Annotated in this window: 18 protein-coding genes; 8 read left to right on the forward strand and 10 right to left on the reverse strand. The window is 66.6% G+C overall.

Annotated features, from left to right (window positions below):
• The 8 genes from JWP60_RS25375 to JWP60_RS25410 all read right to left on the reverse strand — a co-directional run.
• The coding region (locus JWP60_RS25375; protein ID WP_299797940.1) for a GTP-binding protein at positions 1 to 591 on the reverse strand (591 nt) is incomplete at its 3' end.
• 69 nt (positions 592 to 660) lie between these two features.
• The gene (rpsG, locus tag JWP60_RS25380; RefSeq protein ID WP_299797942.1) at positions 661 to 1134 is read right to left on the reverse strand and encodes a 30S ribosomal protein S7; all 474 of its coding nucleotides are present in this window, start codon (positions 1132 to 1134) and stop codon (positions 661 to 663) included.
• Between the two features lie 141 nt (positions 1135 to 1275).
• A complete protein-coding gene (gene rpsL, locus JWP60_RS25385) occupies positions 1276 to 1653 on the reverse strand; it encodes a 30S ribosomal protein S12 (protein ID WP_299797944.1) in 378 nt (125 codons plus the stop codon).
• A 148-nt stretch (positions 1654 to 1801) separates the two neighbouring features.
• Positions 1802 to 2962, reverse strand: a complete 1161-nt coding sequence (locus JWP60_RS25390; protein WP_299797946.1) for a D-alanyl-D-alanine carboxypeptidase family protein — start codon at positions 2960 to 2962, stop codon at positions 1802 to 1804.
• Positions 2959 to 3588 (reverse strand): alpha/beta hydrolase, encoded by a 630-nt coding sequence (locus JWP60_RS25395; protein WP_299797949.1) that lies wholly within the window; start codon positions 3586 to 3588, stop codon positions 2959 to 2961. Before JWP60_RS25395 ends, JWP60_RS25390 begins: the two co-directional genes overlap by 4 nt.
• Complete coding sequence (locus JWP60_RS25400; RefSeq protein ID WP_299797952.1) at positions 3588 to 3941, reverse strand: (2Fe-2S) ferredoxin domain-containing protein; 354 nt, start codon at positions 3939 to 3941, stop codon at positions 3588 to 3590. Before JWP60_RS25400 ends, JWP60_RS25395 begins: the two co-directional genes overlap by 1 nt.
• Complete coding sequence (locus tag JWP60_RS25405) at positions 3938 to 5071, reverse strand: VanZ family protein (protein ID WP_299797955.1); 1134 nt, start codon at positions 5069 to 5071, stop codon at positions 3938 to 3940. Before JWP60_RS25405 ends, JWP60_RS25400 begins: the two co-directional genes overlap by 4 nt.
• 1 nt (position 5072) lies before the next feature.
• Positions 5073 to 5495: a CopD family protein gene (locus JWP60_RS25410; protein WP_299797958.1), complete on the reverse strand. Its 423-nt coding sequence runs from the start codon at positions 5493 to 5495 to the stop codon at positions 5073 to 5075.
• Positions 5496 to 5763: 268 nt separating this feature from the next.
• Here JWP60_RS25410 and hemB point away from each other — a divergent pair, with 268 nt between their 5' ends.
• From hemB to JWP60_RS25430, 4 genes are read left to right on the forward strand one after another with little or no spacing between them, the layout of a single operon-like run.
• Positions 5764 to 6765 carry a porphobilinogen synthase gene (hemB, locus tag JWP60_RS25415; protein ID WP_299797961.1) on the forward strand — a complete coding sequence of 334 codons (1002 nt, stop codon included), beginning with the start codon at positions 5764 to 5766 and terminating at the stop codon, positions 6763 to 6765.
• A 15-nt stretch (positions 6766 to 6780) separates the two neighbouring features.
• Positions 6781 to 7878, forward strand: a complete 1098-nt coding sequence (locus JWP60_RS25420) for a magnesium transporter CorA family protein (protein ID WP_299797964.1) — start codon at positions 6781 to 6783, stop codon at positions 7876 to 7878.
• 1 nt (position 7879) lies between these two features.
• Positions 7880 to 8467, forward strand: coding sequence for a DUF1003 domain-containing protein (locus JWP60_RS25425; RefSeq protein ID WP_299797967.1), 588 nt, complete (start codon positions 7880 to 7882; stop codon positions 8465 to 8467).
• A complete protein-coding gene (locus JWP60_RS25430) occupies positions 8464 to 9192 on the forward strand; it encodes a DUF72 domain-containing protein (RefSeq protein ID WP_299797970.1) in 729 nt (242 codons plus the stop codon). Before JWP60_RS25425 ends, JWP60_RS25430 begins: the two co-directional genes overlap by 4 nt.
• Here JWP60_RS25430 and JWP60_RS25435 read toward each other — a convergent pair.
• Together JWP60_RS25435 and JWP60_RS25440 are read right to left on the reverse strand one after the other, a co-directional pair.
• On the reverse strand, positions 9175 to 9828 hold the full coding sequence (locus tag JWP60_RS25435; protein WP_299797972.1) for a glutathione S-transferase family protein: 654 nt from the start codon (positions 9826 to 9828) through the stop codon (positions 9175 to 9177). The genes JWP60_RS25430 and JWP60_RS25435 overlap by 18 nt on opposite strands.
• Positions 9829 to 10099: 271 nt before the next feature.
• Positions 10100 to 10783, reverse strand: coding sequence for a dienelactone hydrolase family protein (locus JWP60_RS25440; RefSeq protein WP_299797975.1), 684 nt, complete (start codon positions 10781 to 10783; stop codon positions 10100 to 10102).
• Positions 10784 to 10915: 132 nt separating this feature from the next.
• On the opposite strand from JWP60_RS25440, the gene JWP60_RS25445 reads away from it, so the two are divergent.
• The 4 genes from JWP60_RS25445 to groL all read left to right on the forward strand — a co-directional run.
• Positions 10916 to 11662 carry an SDR family oxidoreductase gene (locus JWP60_RS25445; RefSeq protein WP_299797978.1) on the forward strand — a complete coding sequence of 249 codons (747 nt, stop codon included), beginning with the start codon at positions 10916 to 10918 and terminating at the stop codon, positions 11660 to 11662.
• Positions 11662 to 12162 carry a MaoC family dehydratase gene (locus JWP60_RS25450; RefSeq protein ID WP_299797981.1) on the forward strand — a complete coding sequence of 167 codons (501 nt, stop codon included), beginning with the start codon at positions 11662 to 11664 and terminating at the stop codon, positions 12160 to 12162. The genes JWP60_RS25445 and JWP60_RS25450 overlap by 1 nt, the downstream gene beginning before the upstream one ends.
• A 244-nt stretch (positions 12163 to 12406) precedes the next feature.
• Positions 12407 to 12727 carry a co-chaperone GroES gene (locus JWP60_RS25455; RefSeq protein ID WP_299797984.1) on the forward strand — a complete coding sequence of 107 codons (321 nt, stop codon included), beginning with the start codon at positions 12407 to 12409 and terminating at the stop codon, positions 12725 to 12727.
• A gap of 47 nt (positions 12728 to 12774) precedes the next feature.
• The coding region (gene groL, locus JWP60_RS25460) for a chaperonin GroEL (protein WP_299797987.1) at positions 12775 to 13878 on the forward strand (1104 nt) is incomplete at its 3' end.

The following is a 13878-nucleotide window of genomic DNA, read 5'->3' on the forward strand; positions in this document are numbered from 1 at the left end:
GGTCTCGTCGTCCCAGCGGATCGCGCGCATCTTGACCAGGTCGATCACGCCATGGAAATCGTCTTCCGTCCCAAGCGGAATCTGGATCGGCACCGCCACGCCTTTCAGCCGGCTCTTGATCTGCTGCTGGACGCGGAAGAAGTCGGCTCCCACGCGATCCATCTTGTTGACGAACGCTATGCGAGGAACTGCATATTTGTTGGCCTGGCGCCAGACCGTCTCGGACTGCGGCTGCACGCCGCCCACGGCGCAGTACACCATGCAGGCGCCGTCCAGCACGCGCATGGAACGCTCCACCTCGATGGTGAAGTCCACGTGGCCGGGGGTGTCGATGATGTTGATGCGGTGCTCGGGGAAGGACATGTCCATGCCCTTCCAGAAGCAGGTGGTCGCGGCGGACGTGATCGTGATGCCACGCTCCTGCTCCTGCTCCATCCAGTCCATGGTGGCGGCGCCGTCGTGCACTTCGCCGATCTTGTGGTTCACCCCTGTATAGAACAGGATGCGCTCCGTCGTCGTGGTCTTGCCAGCGTCGATGTGCGCGGAGATACCGATGTTGCGGTATCGCTCGATAGGCGTTTTGCGGGCCATGATGAGTCTTTCGGTCAAAGGGCACGGGCCCGCTCGTGGCGGGCCCGTACTGTAAGGTGGGGACGGACTTTAGAAGCGGAAGTGGCTGAAGGCCTTGTTGGCCTCGGCCATGCGGTGCACTTCGTCACGCTTCTTCATGGCGCCGCCCCGGCCTTCGGTGGCTTCCATCAGTTCGTTCGCCAGGCGCAGGGCCATGGACTTCTCGCCGCGCTTCTTCGAAGCTTCCTTGATCCAGCGCATGGACAGGGCCAGGCGGCGGACCGGGCGCACTTCGACCGGCACTTGGTAGTTGGCGCCGCCGACGCGGCGGGACTTCACTTCGACCATCGGCTTGACGTTGCTGATGGCCATGGTGAAGGCCTCGAGCGGGTCACGGCCGGGGTTCTTCTTCTCGATCTGCTCGAGGGCACCGTAGACGATGCGCTCGGCGATCGCCTTCTTGCCGCCTTGCATGATGACGTTCATGAACTTGGCGAGCTCGACATTGCCGTACTTGGGATCCGGCAGGATTTCACGCTTAGGGACTTCGCGACGACGTGGCATTTCTAACCTCTCAATTTGCTTCAGCTGGCCCTTGAAGGACCCAGGGCGCCATCCGGCTGCCCGCTTACTCGACCCGAAAGTGGGTCACTACGCTGACTCAGCCTGCCAGGGCCGAATGAGCACCGACAAACTACCTGGCTATTACGCCTTCTTCGGGCGCTTGGCGCCGTACTTGGAACGGGACTGCTTGCGATCCTTGACGCCTTGCAGGTCAAGCGATCCGCGCACGATGTGGTAACGCACACCGGGCAGGTCCTTCACGCGGCCGCCACGAACCAGGACCACCGAGTGTTCCTGCAGGTTGTGGCCTTCACCGCCGATGTAGGAGATGACTTCGAAGCCGTTGGTCAGGCGCACCTTGGCGACCTTGCGAAGCGCCGAGTTCGGCTTCTTCGGGGTCGTGGTGTACACCCGGGTGCAGACGCCACGGCGCTGCGGGCTGTTCTGCATCGCGGGGGACTTCGAGTTGATCTTCTCGACTTCCCGCCCGTGACGCACGAGTTGGTTAATGGTTGGCATTGAAAAACGTCCCTAAACGTCGTGAAACCGGCCAGCCGCGATATGCGGCATGGCAATACCTCTCCCGCCCCAAATTGCGGGAAAGCCTGCGAGTATATCCCGGCTGGTGAAAACCCTCAAGTCAGCAGACTGCGAGCGGGCCCGGGCCCTACTTGATCCAGAGGCGCACCGCATCCCAGGCCCGCCCGAAAACCCCCGCCTGCTCCACCGAGTCCAGCGCCACCAGCGGCACCTCGCGCAACACTTGGTCGCCGGCCAGGATCTTCAGCGTGCCGACGTGCTGGCCTTTCGTGAAGGGCGCCACCAGGGGATCCGGCCGGGCCACCTGCGTCTTGATCCGCGAGCTGCTGCCCACCGGCACGGCCAGCACGATCGGCTGGGTCTGGCCCAGCTTGAGCGTCTTTTCCGAGCCCTTCCAAACGTGTGGCTGCAGCACCGGCTGGTTGGCGTCGAACAGCTTCAGGCCCTCATACGCGGTGAAGCCCCAGTTCAGCAGTTTCTGCGCTTCATTGGCCCGGGCGAGTTCGCTGCTGGTGCCCAGGACAATCGCGATCAGCCGGCGGCCCTGCAGGTTCGGGAAGTCCCGCTTCGCCGTGGCGATGAGGTTATAGCCGGCCGCGTCCGTGTGGCCCGTCTTCAGTCCATCGACCGTCGGGTCGCGAAACAGCAGCATATTGCCGTTGGTGTCGTTGGCCGTCGGCGTGCCCTGGTAGCGATACTTCTTCATCGCGTAGTAAGGCATGGCGTCCGGGAAGTCCTGCATTAGCCGGGTGGCCAGGATGCCCAGGTCGCGCGCGGTCGTCAGGTGACCGGGCGCCGTCAGGCCTTCGGGGTTCTTGAACGTGGTGTGGTTCATGCCCAGGGCCCTGGCCTCCTGGTTCATCATTTCCACGAAGTGTTCGGCCGTGCCGCCCACGCCCTCGGCCAGCGCCATGGTGGCGTCGTTGCCCGACTGCACGATCATGCCCTTGATGAGGTCGTTCACCGGGACCTGCATCTTGGGGTCGATGTACATGCGCGAGCCCGGCATGCGCCAGGCGCGCACGCTCACCGGCAGCGTCTGCTTCAGGTCGATCTTCCCGGCCCGCAACGCCTGGTCAACCAGGTAGGCGGTCATCAGCTTGGTCAGCGCCGCGGGCTCCTCGGGCGCGTCGATCGCGCGCGCAGCCAGGATCTGGTTGGCGGTGACGTCCAGCAGCAGGTAACTGCGGGCCGCGATCTCCGGCGCTTGCGGTCCCTGCGCGGAGGCGGCCAGGCAGAAAAAGAGCAACCAGGGCGCGAGCAGCGCCTGCAGCCAGCGAGTTCTCATGCCTGCGTGCGGAGGTGGCGCACCACCAGGTTCTTCAGCAGCGGTAATTGTCCGTGAAAGAAATGCTCGACACCGGGCACCACCGTGACCGGCAGCGACTGCGGCCGCGCCCAGTCGAGCGCCGCGGCCAGCGGCACCGTCTCGTCCTGCTCGCCATGAATCACGAGAGTGCGCTCGTGCGCCTCGAGCGGCAGCGCAGGCACGGTGAACCGCGCGGCGGCCGTGCCCACCAGCACGACGAAGCGCACATCGCGCGCCGACCACAGCGGCTGCAACGCCTGCGCGGCCACGAAGCTGCCGAAGGAAAAGCCGGCCAGGGAAAGCGGGCCTTCGGGCGCCAGCGCCTGCACCACCGCGGCGAAGTCGAGGGCCTCGCCGCGGCCTTCGTCATGCACGCCTTCGCTGCTGCCCACCCCGCGAAAGTTGAAGCGCACGGCGCTCCAGCCCGATTGCACGAAGGCGCGCGCGAGCGTCTGCACCACCTTGTTGTCCATGGTGCCGCCGAACAGCGGGTGCGGATGGGCGATCACGGCCACGCCGCGCGGCGTGCCCTCGGGCTGGTCGCGCAGGACCTGGATGCGTCCCGCCGGCCCGGCAACCTCGAGCCTCTCCGTGTGCGCGTTCATCAGCGTCCCAGGTGCGGCGGGGTCAGCAGCCGCTCGACGACCTTGCCATTCTTCAGATGCGATTCGACGATCTCGTCGATGTCGTCGGTGTCGACGTAGCTGTACCAGACGCCCTGCGGATAGACAACCGCGATCGGGCCGCCCTGGCAACGATCGAGGCAGCCTGCCTTGTTCACCCGCACCTTGCCCGGCCCGGCAAGGCCCTTGGCCTTGACCTGCTGCTTGCAGCGATCGAAGGCGGCTTGCGCGTTGTGGTCGGCACAGCACGCCTCGCCGTTGTCGCGCTTGTTGAGGCAGAAGAAGACGTGGTGTTCGTAGTACTGCGGTACAGTCTCGGAGGAAGGCGCGCTCATGGCCGGATTGTAGGAGTGCGGTCCGGCCGCGCGACTCTCAGCAGCACGTAGGCCAGCACCGCGTAGGGCCACAACCACCCGAGCCACTGCGCCAGGCCGTTGAAGCGGATGAAGCGGCCCTGCTCCCAGGCCTGCAGCGTGTCCGCGAAATAGGCGCTGGCCGGCGCCTGGTTCAAGACGCTCAGGTGCACGACCAGCGCGAGCAGCAGCACGGCGGCGCAACCGCGGCGCGGCACAGCCAGCATCAACAGCGCAAGCAGCAATCCGAACAGCAGGCCCAGCCGCACCGGCAGGCTCACCCATGCCCACGCATGACTGGGCCCCCAACTCAATGCCGCCGACAGCGCGGTCACCAGCGTGCCAAGCGCAACGACCGCAACCGCAAACACCGCGCGGCGCCCGAGCGAGCGCAGGATCGTGTAGCCCAGCAGGCAGGGAATGAAAGCGCCCAGTGCCACGCACAGCAATTCGGCGGCCGGCACCAGCGGCTGCAGTTCCACGTCGCGAATCGGCAGCCATTCGAGGAACGGCGTGGCCTGCAACCACTCGGCCACCGCACCTTCGAGGCGCTCGAAGATCTGCCCGAGCCCCAGCGGGACGGCCGCGGGGAACAGCAGCGCGAACGGCCACAGCGCCAGCAACACCAGCGCGCCGCGGGCTTCGGGAATGAACCAGCGCTCGCGAAACTGGCTCCAGCGGTCGATCGCCCCGGCCACTTCCAGCGCAGTGGCGGCGATCGCCCCGATCAGCGTGCCGGCGGCGTTGAGGCCGAAATCGACGTTGGAAGCGACCCGCGAAGGCAGGAAGTTCTGCAGCGATTCCATGCAGAAGGACAAGGCCGTGCCGGCGGCCAGCGCCACCACCATCGCAATCAGATTGGGATGGCGCACGAAGTAGCGCACCCTGCCGCGCCGCATGAAGCTCAGCGCCAACAGGAAACCCAGCGGGATGTAGCCGACAACGTTGGCCGCGACATCGAACCCGGTCCAGTACTTCGGCCAGCCGGCGAACAGGAACTCCCAGGGCGGCAGCTCCTGGTTGCGCCAGCCGGTGAAGGGATACAGGCTGGCGTACACGACCAGCAGCACGTAGGCCCCGGCGAGCGGCCAGGCGGAAGTCTTGTGCTTCATGTCAGAAGGGCTTGACCACGACGAGGATCACCGCCGCGACCAGGAACAGCACGGGCAGTTCATTGAACCAGCGGAACCACGCGTGGCTGCGGCGGCTCTCGCCAGCGGCCAGCTTGCGCAGCAACACCGCGCAGGCATGGTGATAACCGATGATCAGCAGCACGATGCCCAGCTTGGCATGCATCCAGCCCGCGCCGCGCCCCACCCCGTATCCGAGCCACAGCCACAGCCCGAGCGCGACGGCAGGCACCGCCAGCATCGTCGTGAAGCGCAGAAGCTTGCGGGCCATCAGCAGCAGGCGCGCGCGCTCGGCATCGGAACCGACGGGCACCATGGCCAGGTTCACGAAGATGCGGGGCAGGTAGAACAGTCCCGCGAACCAGCTGGCGATGAACACGATATGGAAGGCCTTGACCCAGAGCATGCCGCGCAGTGTACGGACGCCACGGCCGGGCGGGGTGGTCTCGCCGGTTGCCGCGCGGCGCAAAAAAAACCCCGGCCTCACAGGGCCGGGGTTGGGAAGCCTTTTTGCTGTCACACATCAAGGCGCCCGCTCAGGGAGGAAAAGCGGGGGACGGCAAGCCGCCCGGGCGTAATTTAACAGTGGGTGCCGCGGCGTTCAACCTGAAAGTCTTAAGTTCTCTGACGCCATCGAAGGCGACGACGGCCGCGCATCGGGCACAATTTTCGCCATGACTTCCTTCGCACCCTATCCCCAAGGGCGCCCACGCCGGCTGCGGCGCGACGCGTTTACCCGCAACCTGGTGCGCGAGCACGCGGTGACGCCGCACGACCTGATCTACCCCGTCTTCGTCCTCGATGGCCAGAGGCAGCGGCAGGCGGTGGCCTCGATGCCGGGGGTGGAGCGGGTCAGCCTCGACCTGCTGCTGCCGGTCGCCGAGGAATGCATGAAGCTCGGCATCCCTGCGCTGGCGCTGTTCCCGGTGATCGACCCCGCCTTGAAGACGCCGGACGGCCGCGAGGCCTGGAACGACGAAGGCCTGGTGCCTCGCGTCGTGCAGCGGCTGAAGAAGGAATTCCCCGAGCTCGGCGTGATGACCGATGTCGCGCTCGACCCCTTCACCAGCCACGGGCAGGACGGCCTGCTGGACGAGTCCGGCTACATCCTCAACGACGAGACGGTGGCGGTGCTGGTCAAGCAGGCGCTGACCCAGGCGCGCGCGGGGGTCGACATCGTGGCGCCCTCGGACATGATGGATGGCCGCATCGGCGCGATCCGCGCCGCGCTCGAGGCCGACAGCCACATCCACACCCGGATCATGGCGTACAGCGCCAAGTACGCGAGCGCCTTCTACGGCCCCTTCCGGGACGCCGTCGGCTCCGCCGGCAACCTGGGCAAGAGCAACAAGAAGGTCTACCAGATGGACCCGGGCAACAGCGACGAGGCGCTGCGCGAGGTGGCGATGGACCTCGCCGAAGGCGCCGACATGGTGATGGTCAAGCCCGGCATGCCTTACCTGGACATCGTGCGGCGCGTGAAGGAGGAATTCCGGGTGCCCACCTTCGCCTACCAGGTCTCCGGCGAGTACGCGATGCTCAAGGCCGCGGCACAGAACGGCTGGCTCGATCACGACCTGGTGATGATGGAAAGCCTGCTGGCCTTCAAGCGCGCGGGCGCCGATGGCGTGCTGACCTACTTCGCCCTCGCCGCGGCCCGCGCCGCGCGCGCCTGAGAAGGACGGCCGCGCGTGCACATCATCGAATTCGCGGCCGGTACCCTGCGCTTTCTCGACCACGTTCCGGAGCGCGCACCGGCCGACGGCTTCGTGTGGATCTATGTCGACCGCGAAGCGCTGGACCTGGACCTGCCGGTGCTGCAGCACGCGGCCACCCGCCTGGGCGGCTCGCCGATGCTGGACCTGCACATCAAGGACCTCGGCAACCGCGGCCATCCCTCGCACTACGACTACACCTCGGTGTACGACTTGGTGATCTTCCGCCGCCTGGCCACCGAGCAGGAGGTGCACGGGGAGGTCGGTCCCAATCAGTCGAAGAGCGCCCTGGCGGGCTTCAGCCGCATCCGCACCCGCGCGGTCGGCTTCGTGGTGTTCGACCGCCTGCTGATCACGGTGCACCCGAGCGGCTGCTATGCGGCTTCGGCCTTCGTGCAGCGTTACCTGAGCGACGCCGTGCAGGTCGAAGGCCTGGGCGCTGCGGGCGTGCGCACGCGCCTGCCCGCCGGGGCCGCGGACCTGATGCTGCGCATGCTGAACATGATGGTGGACAGCTACCTGGACCTGCGCAAGTCGCTCAGCGCGGAGATGGACCAGTGGCAGCAGAACCTGCTGGCCGTCAACAGCCGCGAAGCCGACTGGGGCGCGCTGATGACCGCGCGCAATGCGCTGCATGCGCTGGAGGATGTCTGCGAGGAGCAGAACGACGCGGTGCAGGAATGGCTGGACACCCAGCGCGAACAGCCGCCGCACTGGATGCAGCAGGCGGAGTTGGACGGCCTGCTGGCGCGGGCGCGCGACGTGGCGGAGCACATCGAGCGCGCCATGCACCACATCCAGCGCATGCAGGAAAGCGCGGAGACCGCGGTGCAGATCCACTTCTCGGCGCTCGGCCACCGCACCAACGAAGTGATGCGCGTGCTCACCGTGTTGACCGCGATCTTCCTGCCGCTGAACCTGATCGCCGGCATCTTCGGCATGAACTTCGAGTTCATTCCGTTTCTCCACGTGCAGCACGGCTTCTGGTGGACCCTGGGATCGATGATCGGGATCGCCATCGTGCTGGCCCTGTTCTTCTGGCGCCGGCGTTACCTGGCGCGGCCGACGCCCTGAGATGAACCAGAACGACCACGAGCATTCCAGCTACCGGCGCCCGCGCAGCGTGGCCGACGTCACCCGCGAGAACGTGCAGGCGATGCGCAAGCTCGACGAGCTGGCCGTCGCCAGGCGCACGCTTGCCGACCGCATCGCCGAATTCGTCGCGCGCTTCTGCGGCAGCATCACCTTCGTGTGGATTCACGCGGCGTGGTTCGCCGCCTGGCTGCTGTGGAATTGCCTGCCGGGGTTGCCGCACTTCGACCCCTATCCCTTCACCTTCCTCACGCTGTGCGTGTCGCTGGAGGCGATCTTCCTCTCCGCCTTCATCCTGATCAGCCAGAACTACGAGATGCGCATCGGCGAGCGGCGCAACCACCTGGACTTGCAGATCAACCTGCTGGCGGAGCAGGAGAACACCAAGATGCTGCAGCTGCTCGACCGGATGGCCAAGAAGATGGGCCTGTACGAAGAGGACGACCCGGAGATCCAGGTGCTGGAACAGGCCACCCGCCCCGAGACGCTGGCCCGCCAGATCGAGGATGCGCTGCGGGCGCAGACCGGCCGCACGGCGGAAGGCAAGCGACCGGACAAGGGCCGCAAATGACCCTGGTGGGCTGCGCCGGCTGGAGCCTGCCGCGCGCGGAGCAAGAGCGCTTCGGCGCGGGCGACAGCCACCTTGCGCGCTACGCGACGCGCTTTGCCGTCGCGGAGATCAATTCGTCCTTCCACCGGCCGCACCGGCGCGCGCTGTACGAGAAGTGGGCGGCGGCCGTGCCGGAGCATTTCCGCTTCAGCGCGAAGCTGCCCAAGCCCATCACGCACGAGCGCCGGCTGGTCGCTTGCGAGGACCTGCTCGATACTTTCCTGGCCGAGGCGGGAGGGCTGGGGCCCAAGCTGGCGTGCCTGCTGGTGCAACTGCCTCCGAGCTTCGCGTTCGATGCGGTGGTCGCCGAGTCCTTCCTCGACTTGCTGCGCTCGCGTCACACGGGCGCCGTGGCCATGGAGCCGCGGCATGCGAGCTGGTTCACGCCCGAGGCGGATGCTTTGTTGCGCGCGCAACAAGTCGCGCGCGTGCTGGCCGACCCGGTCCGGCACGAGGCGGGGCGCGTTCCGGGCGGCTGGCCCGGCCGCGTCTACCTGCGGCTGCATGGCACCCCACGGGTCTACTACTCCGCCTACGAGGAGCCGCTGCTGCGCGCGCTCGCGCAGCGCCTGCGGGTCGCGCGCGGCGAAGGCGCCGAGGCCTGGTGCATCTTCGACAACACCGCCTCCGGCGCGGCAACGGCCAACGCGCTCGACCTGCTGCAGCTGCTAGAAGAAGGGACCTGACAGCCCCTCGGCCGCGAACACGCGCTGCACGCTGGCGCGCTCGCTCATGCGCCGAAGGTACGGGGCCAGATGCGCGTACTCGCGCGCCTTGCCATGATTGAAGTTGCGCGTCCAGCGACACAGCGTGAAGACATAGGGATCGAGGGCGCTGAAGGACGCGCCCAGGGTCCAGGGGCCGCCGCTGCGCGCGACCAGGTCATCCAGTTGCGTGAGCAGCGCTCTCACCCTCTCCTGCGCCTTCGCCTTCACTTCGGCCGCGCCTTCGGTGTTGCCCTCCTTCACCCAGCGATCGGGATAGAAGTACAGGATCAGCGCGGGCTGCAGGGTGTTACCCAGCCAGAAGAGCCATTTGTAGAACTCGGCGCGCTCGGGCGTGCCCGGCGCCGGCGCCAGGCCTGCCTGCGCATGCGTGTCGCACAGGTGCAGCACGATGGCACCCGTCTCGTAGAGGACCAGGTCGCGGTCGACCAGCACGGGCAGCAGCCCGTTGGGATTGAGCTTGAGGTACGCAGGCTCCTTGTGCTGCATGCGGGCGCGCTCCACCAGCACCCGCTCGTAGGAGACCCCGAGCTCCTCCAGCAGGATGTGCGGGATCATCGCGGCGGTGCCCGCGTCGTAGTGCAGTTGCAGGGTCATCTGTTTTCGTTGAAGGCGGCGGCGGCGGTGGCGGTGGCGGGTATTGGACGTTGGACGTTGGGCGTTGGGCGTTGGGCGTTGGGCGTTGGGCGTTGGGCGTTGGGCGTTGGATGTTGGATGTTGGATGTCATCCCGGGCTCGACCCGGGATCCACGCTGCGCCTGGTGAAGCGCCGTCGTGGATTGCGGGTCAAGCCCGCAATGACATCCGAGGGCGGGCCAAGCCTGCAAGACATCCGGGGCGGCTCAAGCCCGCAATGACATCGGGGGCCTCACCCCACGTGCTTCGCGAAAAACGCCAGCGTCCGCTCGCGCGCCAGCTTGGCTGCTTCCGCGTTGTACGAGCCGCGCTGGTCGCAGTTGAAGCCGTGATCGGCCGAATAGATCTGCACTTCCACCTCGGGGTGCGCCTTCTTGAAGGCCTCGACGCTGGGCAGCGTGATGTGCTTGTCCTGGTCGCCGAAGTGCGCCAGCACCGGCACCTTGGGCTGGCGCGCGATCTCGTCGGGCGTGGTCACGCCGCCGCCGTAATAGGGAGCCGCGGCGCTCAGTCCCTCGAGCGTGCAGGCGGCGCGCCAGGCCAGCAGGCCACCGTAGCAGTAGCCGACGATGCCGACCTTGCCGGCCTGCGCCGCATGCCGGATCGCCGCCTGGATGTCCTGCATCACGCCGGGCGAGGGCAGCGCCTCGGTGGCCGCCTTCAGCGCCATGCCTTCGGCCATGTCGTCCTGCGTGTAGCCCAGTTCGACGTCGGGACGCACGCGATGGAAGATCGCCGGGGCGACGGCCAGGTAGCCCTTCTCCGCGTAGCCGTCGGCGACCGAGCGGATGTGCGAGTTCACGCCGAAGATCTCCTGGATCACGACGATGCCGCCCTTGGCCTTGCCGGCGGGCTGCGCGACGTACGCGGGAACGGACTGTCCGTCGGCGGATTTGAGTTCGATGAATTGGCCCATCTGGTGTTCTCCTGTGATGTGGGGTGGTGCGGGGAAGTCGCGGAGCTTCTCTCATCCGGGCTGCCCGCGTCAATCGCCCGCTTTTGATCTAATGACGGCTCGCCGCCTCCAACGCGGCCGTGGAGCAAGCGAGTGGATGAAGTTCTGCTGGTCACCGGCGGCAGCCGGGGCATAGGGGCGGCAACCGCCCTGCTGGCCGCCCGCAAGGGGTTTGCGGTGGCCGTCAACTACGCGCGCAACGGGTCCGCGGCGCAGGAGGTGGTGGCTGCGATCGCCGCGGCCGGGGGCAAGGCGGTCGCGGTCCAGGCCGACGTGGCCGACGAAGCCCAGGTGCTCGCCCTGTTCGAGCAGGTGGATCGCCAGCTCGGCCGGCTCACGGCACTGGTCAACAATGCGGGGATCGTCGACCGCCCTGCCCGCGTCGACGAGATGGCCGTCGATCGCCTGCGGCGGATGTTCGACATCAACATCGTCGGCAGCTTCCTCTGCGCGCGCGAGGCCGTGAAGCGCATGAGCACGCGCTATGGGGGCGCGGGGGGTGCCATCGTCAACGTCTCCAGTGCGGCTTCCCGGCTCGGCGGCGCCGGGCAGTATGTCGACTACGCTGCGTCCAAGGGCGCGATCGACGCTTTCACCATCGGCCTGGCCAAGGAGGTGGCGGCCGAAGGGATTCGGGTGAACGCCGTGCGGCCGGGCCTGATCGAGACGGAGATCCACGCCTCGGGCGGCCTGCCCAATCGCGTGCGCGACCTGGCGCACCAGGTGCCCATGCAGCGCGGCGGCAGCGCCGAGGAAGTGGCGCAGGCGATCGTCTGGCTGCTCTCGGCCGAGGCGAGCTACACCACGATGTCGCTGCTCGAAGTCTCGGGAGGCCGCTGATGGCGATCACCACGTACTGGGAAGACCTGCAGCCGGGCAGCGTCCGCGAGCTCGGCTCCACCACCGTTTCGGCGGAGGAGATCAAGGAGTTCGCGGGCCGCTACGACCCGCAGCCCTTCCACCTCGATGAAGAGGCGGGACGCAAGTCGCTCTTCGGCGGCCTGTGTGCCAGCGGCTGGCACACCTGCGCGCTGGCCATGCGGCTGACCGTGGACAACATGCTGCGCGACTCGTCCAGCCTCGGCTCGCCCGGGCTGGAGAGCCTGAAGTGGCTCAAGCCGGTCTATCCCGGCGACGTGCTGTCGCTGCGCCACACGATCACGCAAGCGCGCGCGCTGCGCAAGCGCCCCGAGACCGGCATCGTGCGTTCGCGCTGGGAGCTGTTCAACCAGCAGGGCGACAAGGTGCTGGAAATGGATGGCCATGGCTTCTTCGGCCGGCGGCATCCGGCCACGCCGCAAGAGCTGGCGGCCCTGGACGCCGGGCGTTCGGCCGGCTGAGTGCCGGGACGGTGCGGTGTCCTTGCGGGCAGCCCACCATGGACTCCCGAACATGGGAAAACAACCGGGTCGGCTGCCGCCTACGCACCGCCGCGCTTGAAACTCACAAAACATCCCTTATGATTAGCACTCGTCGGAGTTGAGTGCTAACAGCTGAGCTGAGGCCCTCCCTTCGACGTAAGTTAATGAGCGCCAACTTCGCGTTGACGCTCTTGGTACCCCAGTTTTCCATCTAGGAGATGCAATGAAACTTCGTCCTCTGCACGACCGTGTGATCGTCAAGCGCCTCGAACAAGAAACCAAGACGGCCTCGGGCATCGTGATTCCGGACAATGTCGCCGAGAAGCCGGACCAGGGTGAAATCCTGGCCGTCGGCCCGGGCCGCAAGAACGACAAGGGCGACCTCATCGTGCTGAACGTCAAGGTCGGCGACCGCGTCCTGTTCGGCAAGTACTCCGGCCAGACCGTCAAGGTCGATGGCGACGAGCTGCTGGTCATGAAGGAAGACGACCTGTTCGCCGTGGTCGAGGGTGCTCCCGCTGCCGGCCTCAAGAAGGTCGCGTAAGCGCTCCCTCCTCCCGCATTCATCTCACACATTCGAGGTAACGAACAATGGCAGCAAAAGACGTGATTTTCGGCGCTGACGCGCGCCACCGCATGGTCGAAGGCGTGAACATCCTGGCCAACGCGGTCAAGGTGACCCTGGGCCCCAAGGGCCGCAACGTGGTGCTCGAGCGCTCCTTCGGCGCCCCCACCGTGACCAAGGACGGCGTGTCCGTGGCCAAGGAAATCGAGCTGAAGGACAAGCTGCAGAACATGGGTGCGCAGATGGTCAAGGAAGTCGCTTCCAAGACCAGCGACATCGCCGGTGACGGCACCACCACCGCCACGGTGCTGGCGCAAGCCATCGACCGCGAAGGCATGAAGTACGTGGCCGCCGGCATGAACCCGATGGACCTGAAGCGCGGTATCGACAAGGCCGTCACGGCCCTGGTCGAGCAGCTCAAGAAGGCTTCCAAGGCCACCACGACCTCCAAGGAAATCGCGCAAGTCGGCTCCATCTCGGCCAACAGCGACGAAGCCATCGGCAAGATCATCGCTGACGCGATGGACAAGGTCGGCAAGGAAGGCGTGATCACCGTGGAAGACGGCAAGTCGCTCGAAAGCGAACTCGACGTCGTCGAAGGCATTCAGTTCGACCGCGGCTACCTGTCGCCCTACTTCATCAACAACCCGGAAAAGCAGTCCGCGTTGCTGGATAACCCGTTCGTGCTGCTGTACGACAAGAAGATCAGCAACATCCGCGACCTGCTGCCCGTGCTGGAGCAGGTGGCCAAGTCCGGCCGTCCGCTGCTGGTGATCGCTGAAGAAGTCGAAGGCGAAGCGCTGGCGACCCTGGTGGTCAACACGATCCGCGGCATCCTGAAGGTCGTCGCCGTCAAGGCTCCGGGCTTCGGCGACCGCCGCAAGGCCATGCTGGAAGACATCGCGATCCTGACCGGCGGCAAGGTCATCGCTGAAGAAGTCGGCCTGACGCTCGAGAAGGTCACGCTGGCCGACCTGGGCCAGGCCAAGCGCTTCGAAGTGGGCAAGGAAAACACCACCATCATCGACGGCGGCGGCGCTGCCGGCGACATCGAAGCGCGCGTCAAGCAAGTGCGCGTCCAGATCGAGGAAGCCACCAGCGACTACGACCGTGAAAAGCTGCAAGAGCGC

Source organism: Ramlibacter sp., from assembly GCF_028291745.1.
Classification (GTDB): domain Bacteria; phylum Pseudomonadota; class Gammaproteobacteria; order Burkholderiales; family Burkholderiaceae_C; genus Ramlibacter.

Bases quoted from the DNA above. Each gene is read 5' to 3' on its own strand.
- JWP60_RS25425 (WP_299797967.1), top strand. From the start codon at position 7,880: ATGAACCAGAACGACCACGAGCATTCCAGCTACCGGCGCCCGCGCAGC.
- JWP60_RS25455 (WP_299797984.1), top strand. From the start codon at position 12,407: ATGAAACTTCGTCCTCTGCACGACCGTGTGATCGTCAAGCGCCTCGAA.
- JWP60_RS25440 (WP_299797975.1), bottom strand. From the start codon at position 10,783: ATGGGCCAATTCATCGAACTCAAATCCGCCGACGGACAGTCCGTTCCC.
- JWP60_RS25400 (WP_299797952.1), bottom strand. From the start codon at position 3,941: ATGAGCGCGCCTTCCTCCGAGACTGTACCGCAGTACTACGAACACCAC.
- JWP60_RS25395 (WP_299797949.1), bottom strand. From the start codon at position 3,588: ATGAACGCGCACACGGAGAGGCTCGAGGTTGCCGGGCCGGCGGGACGC.
- JWP60_RS25390 (WP_299797946.1), bottom strand. From the start codon at position 2,962: ATGAGAACTCGCTGGCTGCAGGCGCTGCTCGCGCCCTGGTTGCTCTTT.
- JWP60_RS25410 (WP_299797958.1), bottom strand. From the start codon at position 5,495: ATGCTCTGGGTCAAGGCCTTCCATATCGTGTTCATCGCCAGCTGGTTC.
- JWP60_RS25450 (WP_299797981.1), top strand. From the start codon at position 11,662: ATGGCGATCACCACGTACTGGGAAGACCTGCAGCCGGGCAGCGTCCGC.
- JWP60_RS25430 (WP_299797970.1), top strand. From the start codon at position 8,464: ATGACCCTGGTGGGCTGCGCCGGCTGGAGCCTGCCGCGCGCGGAGCAA.
- JWP60_RS25435 (WP_299797972.1), bottom strand. From the start codon at position 9,828: ATGACCCTGCAACTGCACTACGACGCGGGCACCGCCGCGATGATCCCG.
- hemB (WP_299797961.1), top strand. From the start codon at position 5,764: ATGACTTCCTTCGCACCCTATCCCCAAGGGCGCCCACGCCGGCTGCGG.
- JWP60_RS25405 (WP_299797955.1), bottom strand. From the start codon at position 5,071: ATGAAGCACAAGACTTCCGCCTGGCCGCTCGCCGGGGCCTACGTGCTG.
- rpsL (WP_299797944.1), bottom strand. From the start codon at position 1,653: ATGCCAACCATTAACCAACTCGTGCGTCACGGGCGGGAAGTCGAGAAG.
- rpsG (WP_299797942.1), bottom strand. From the start codon at position 1,134: ATGCCACGTCGTCGCGAAGTCCCTAAGCGTGAAATCCTGCCGGATCCC.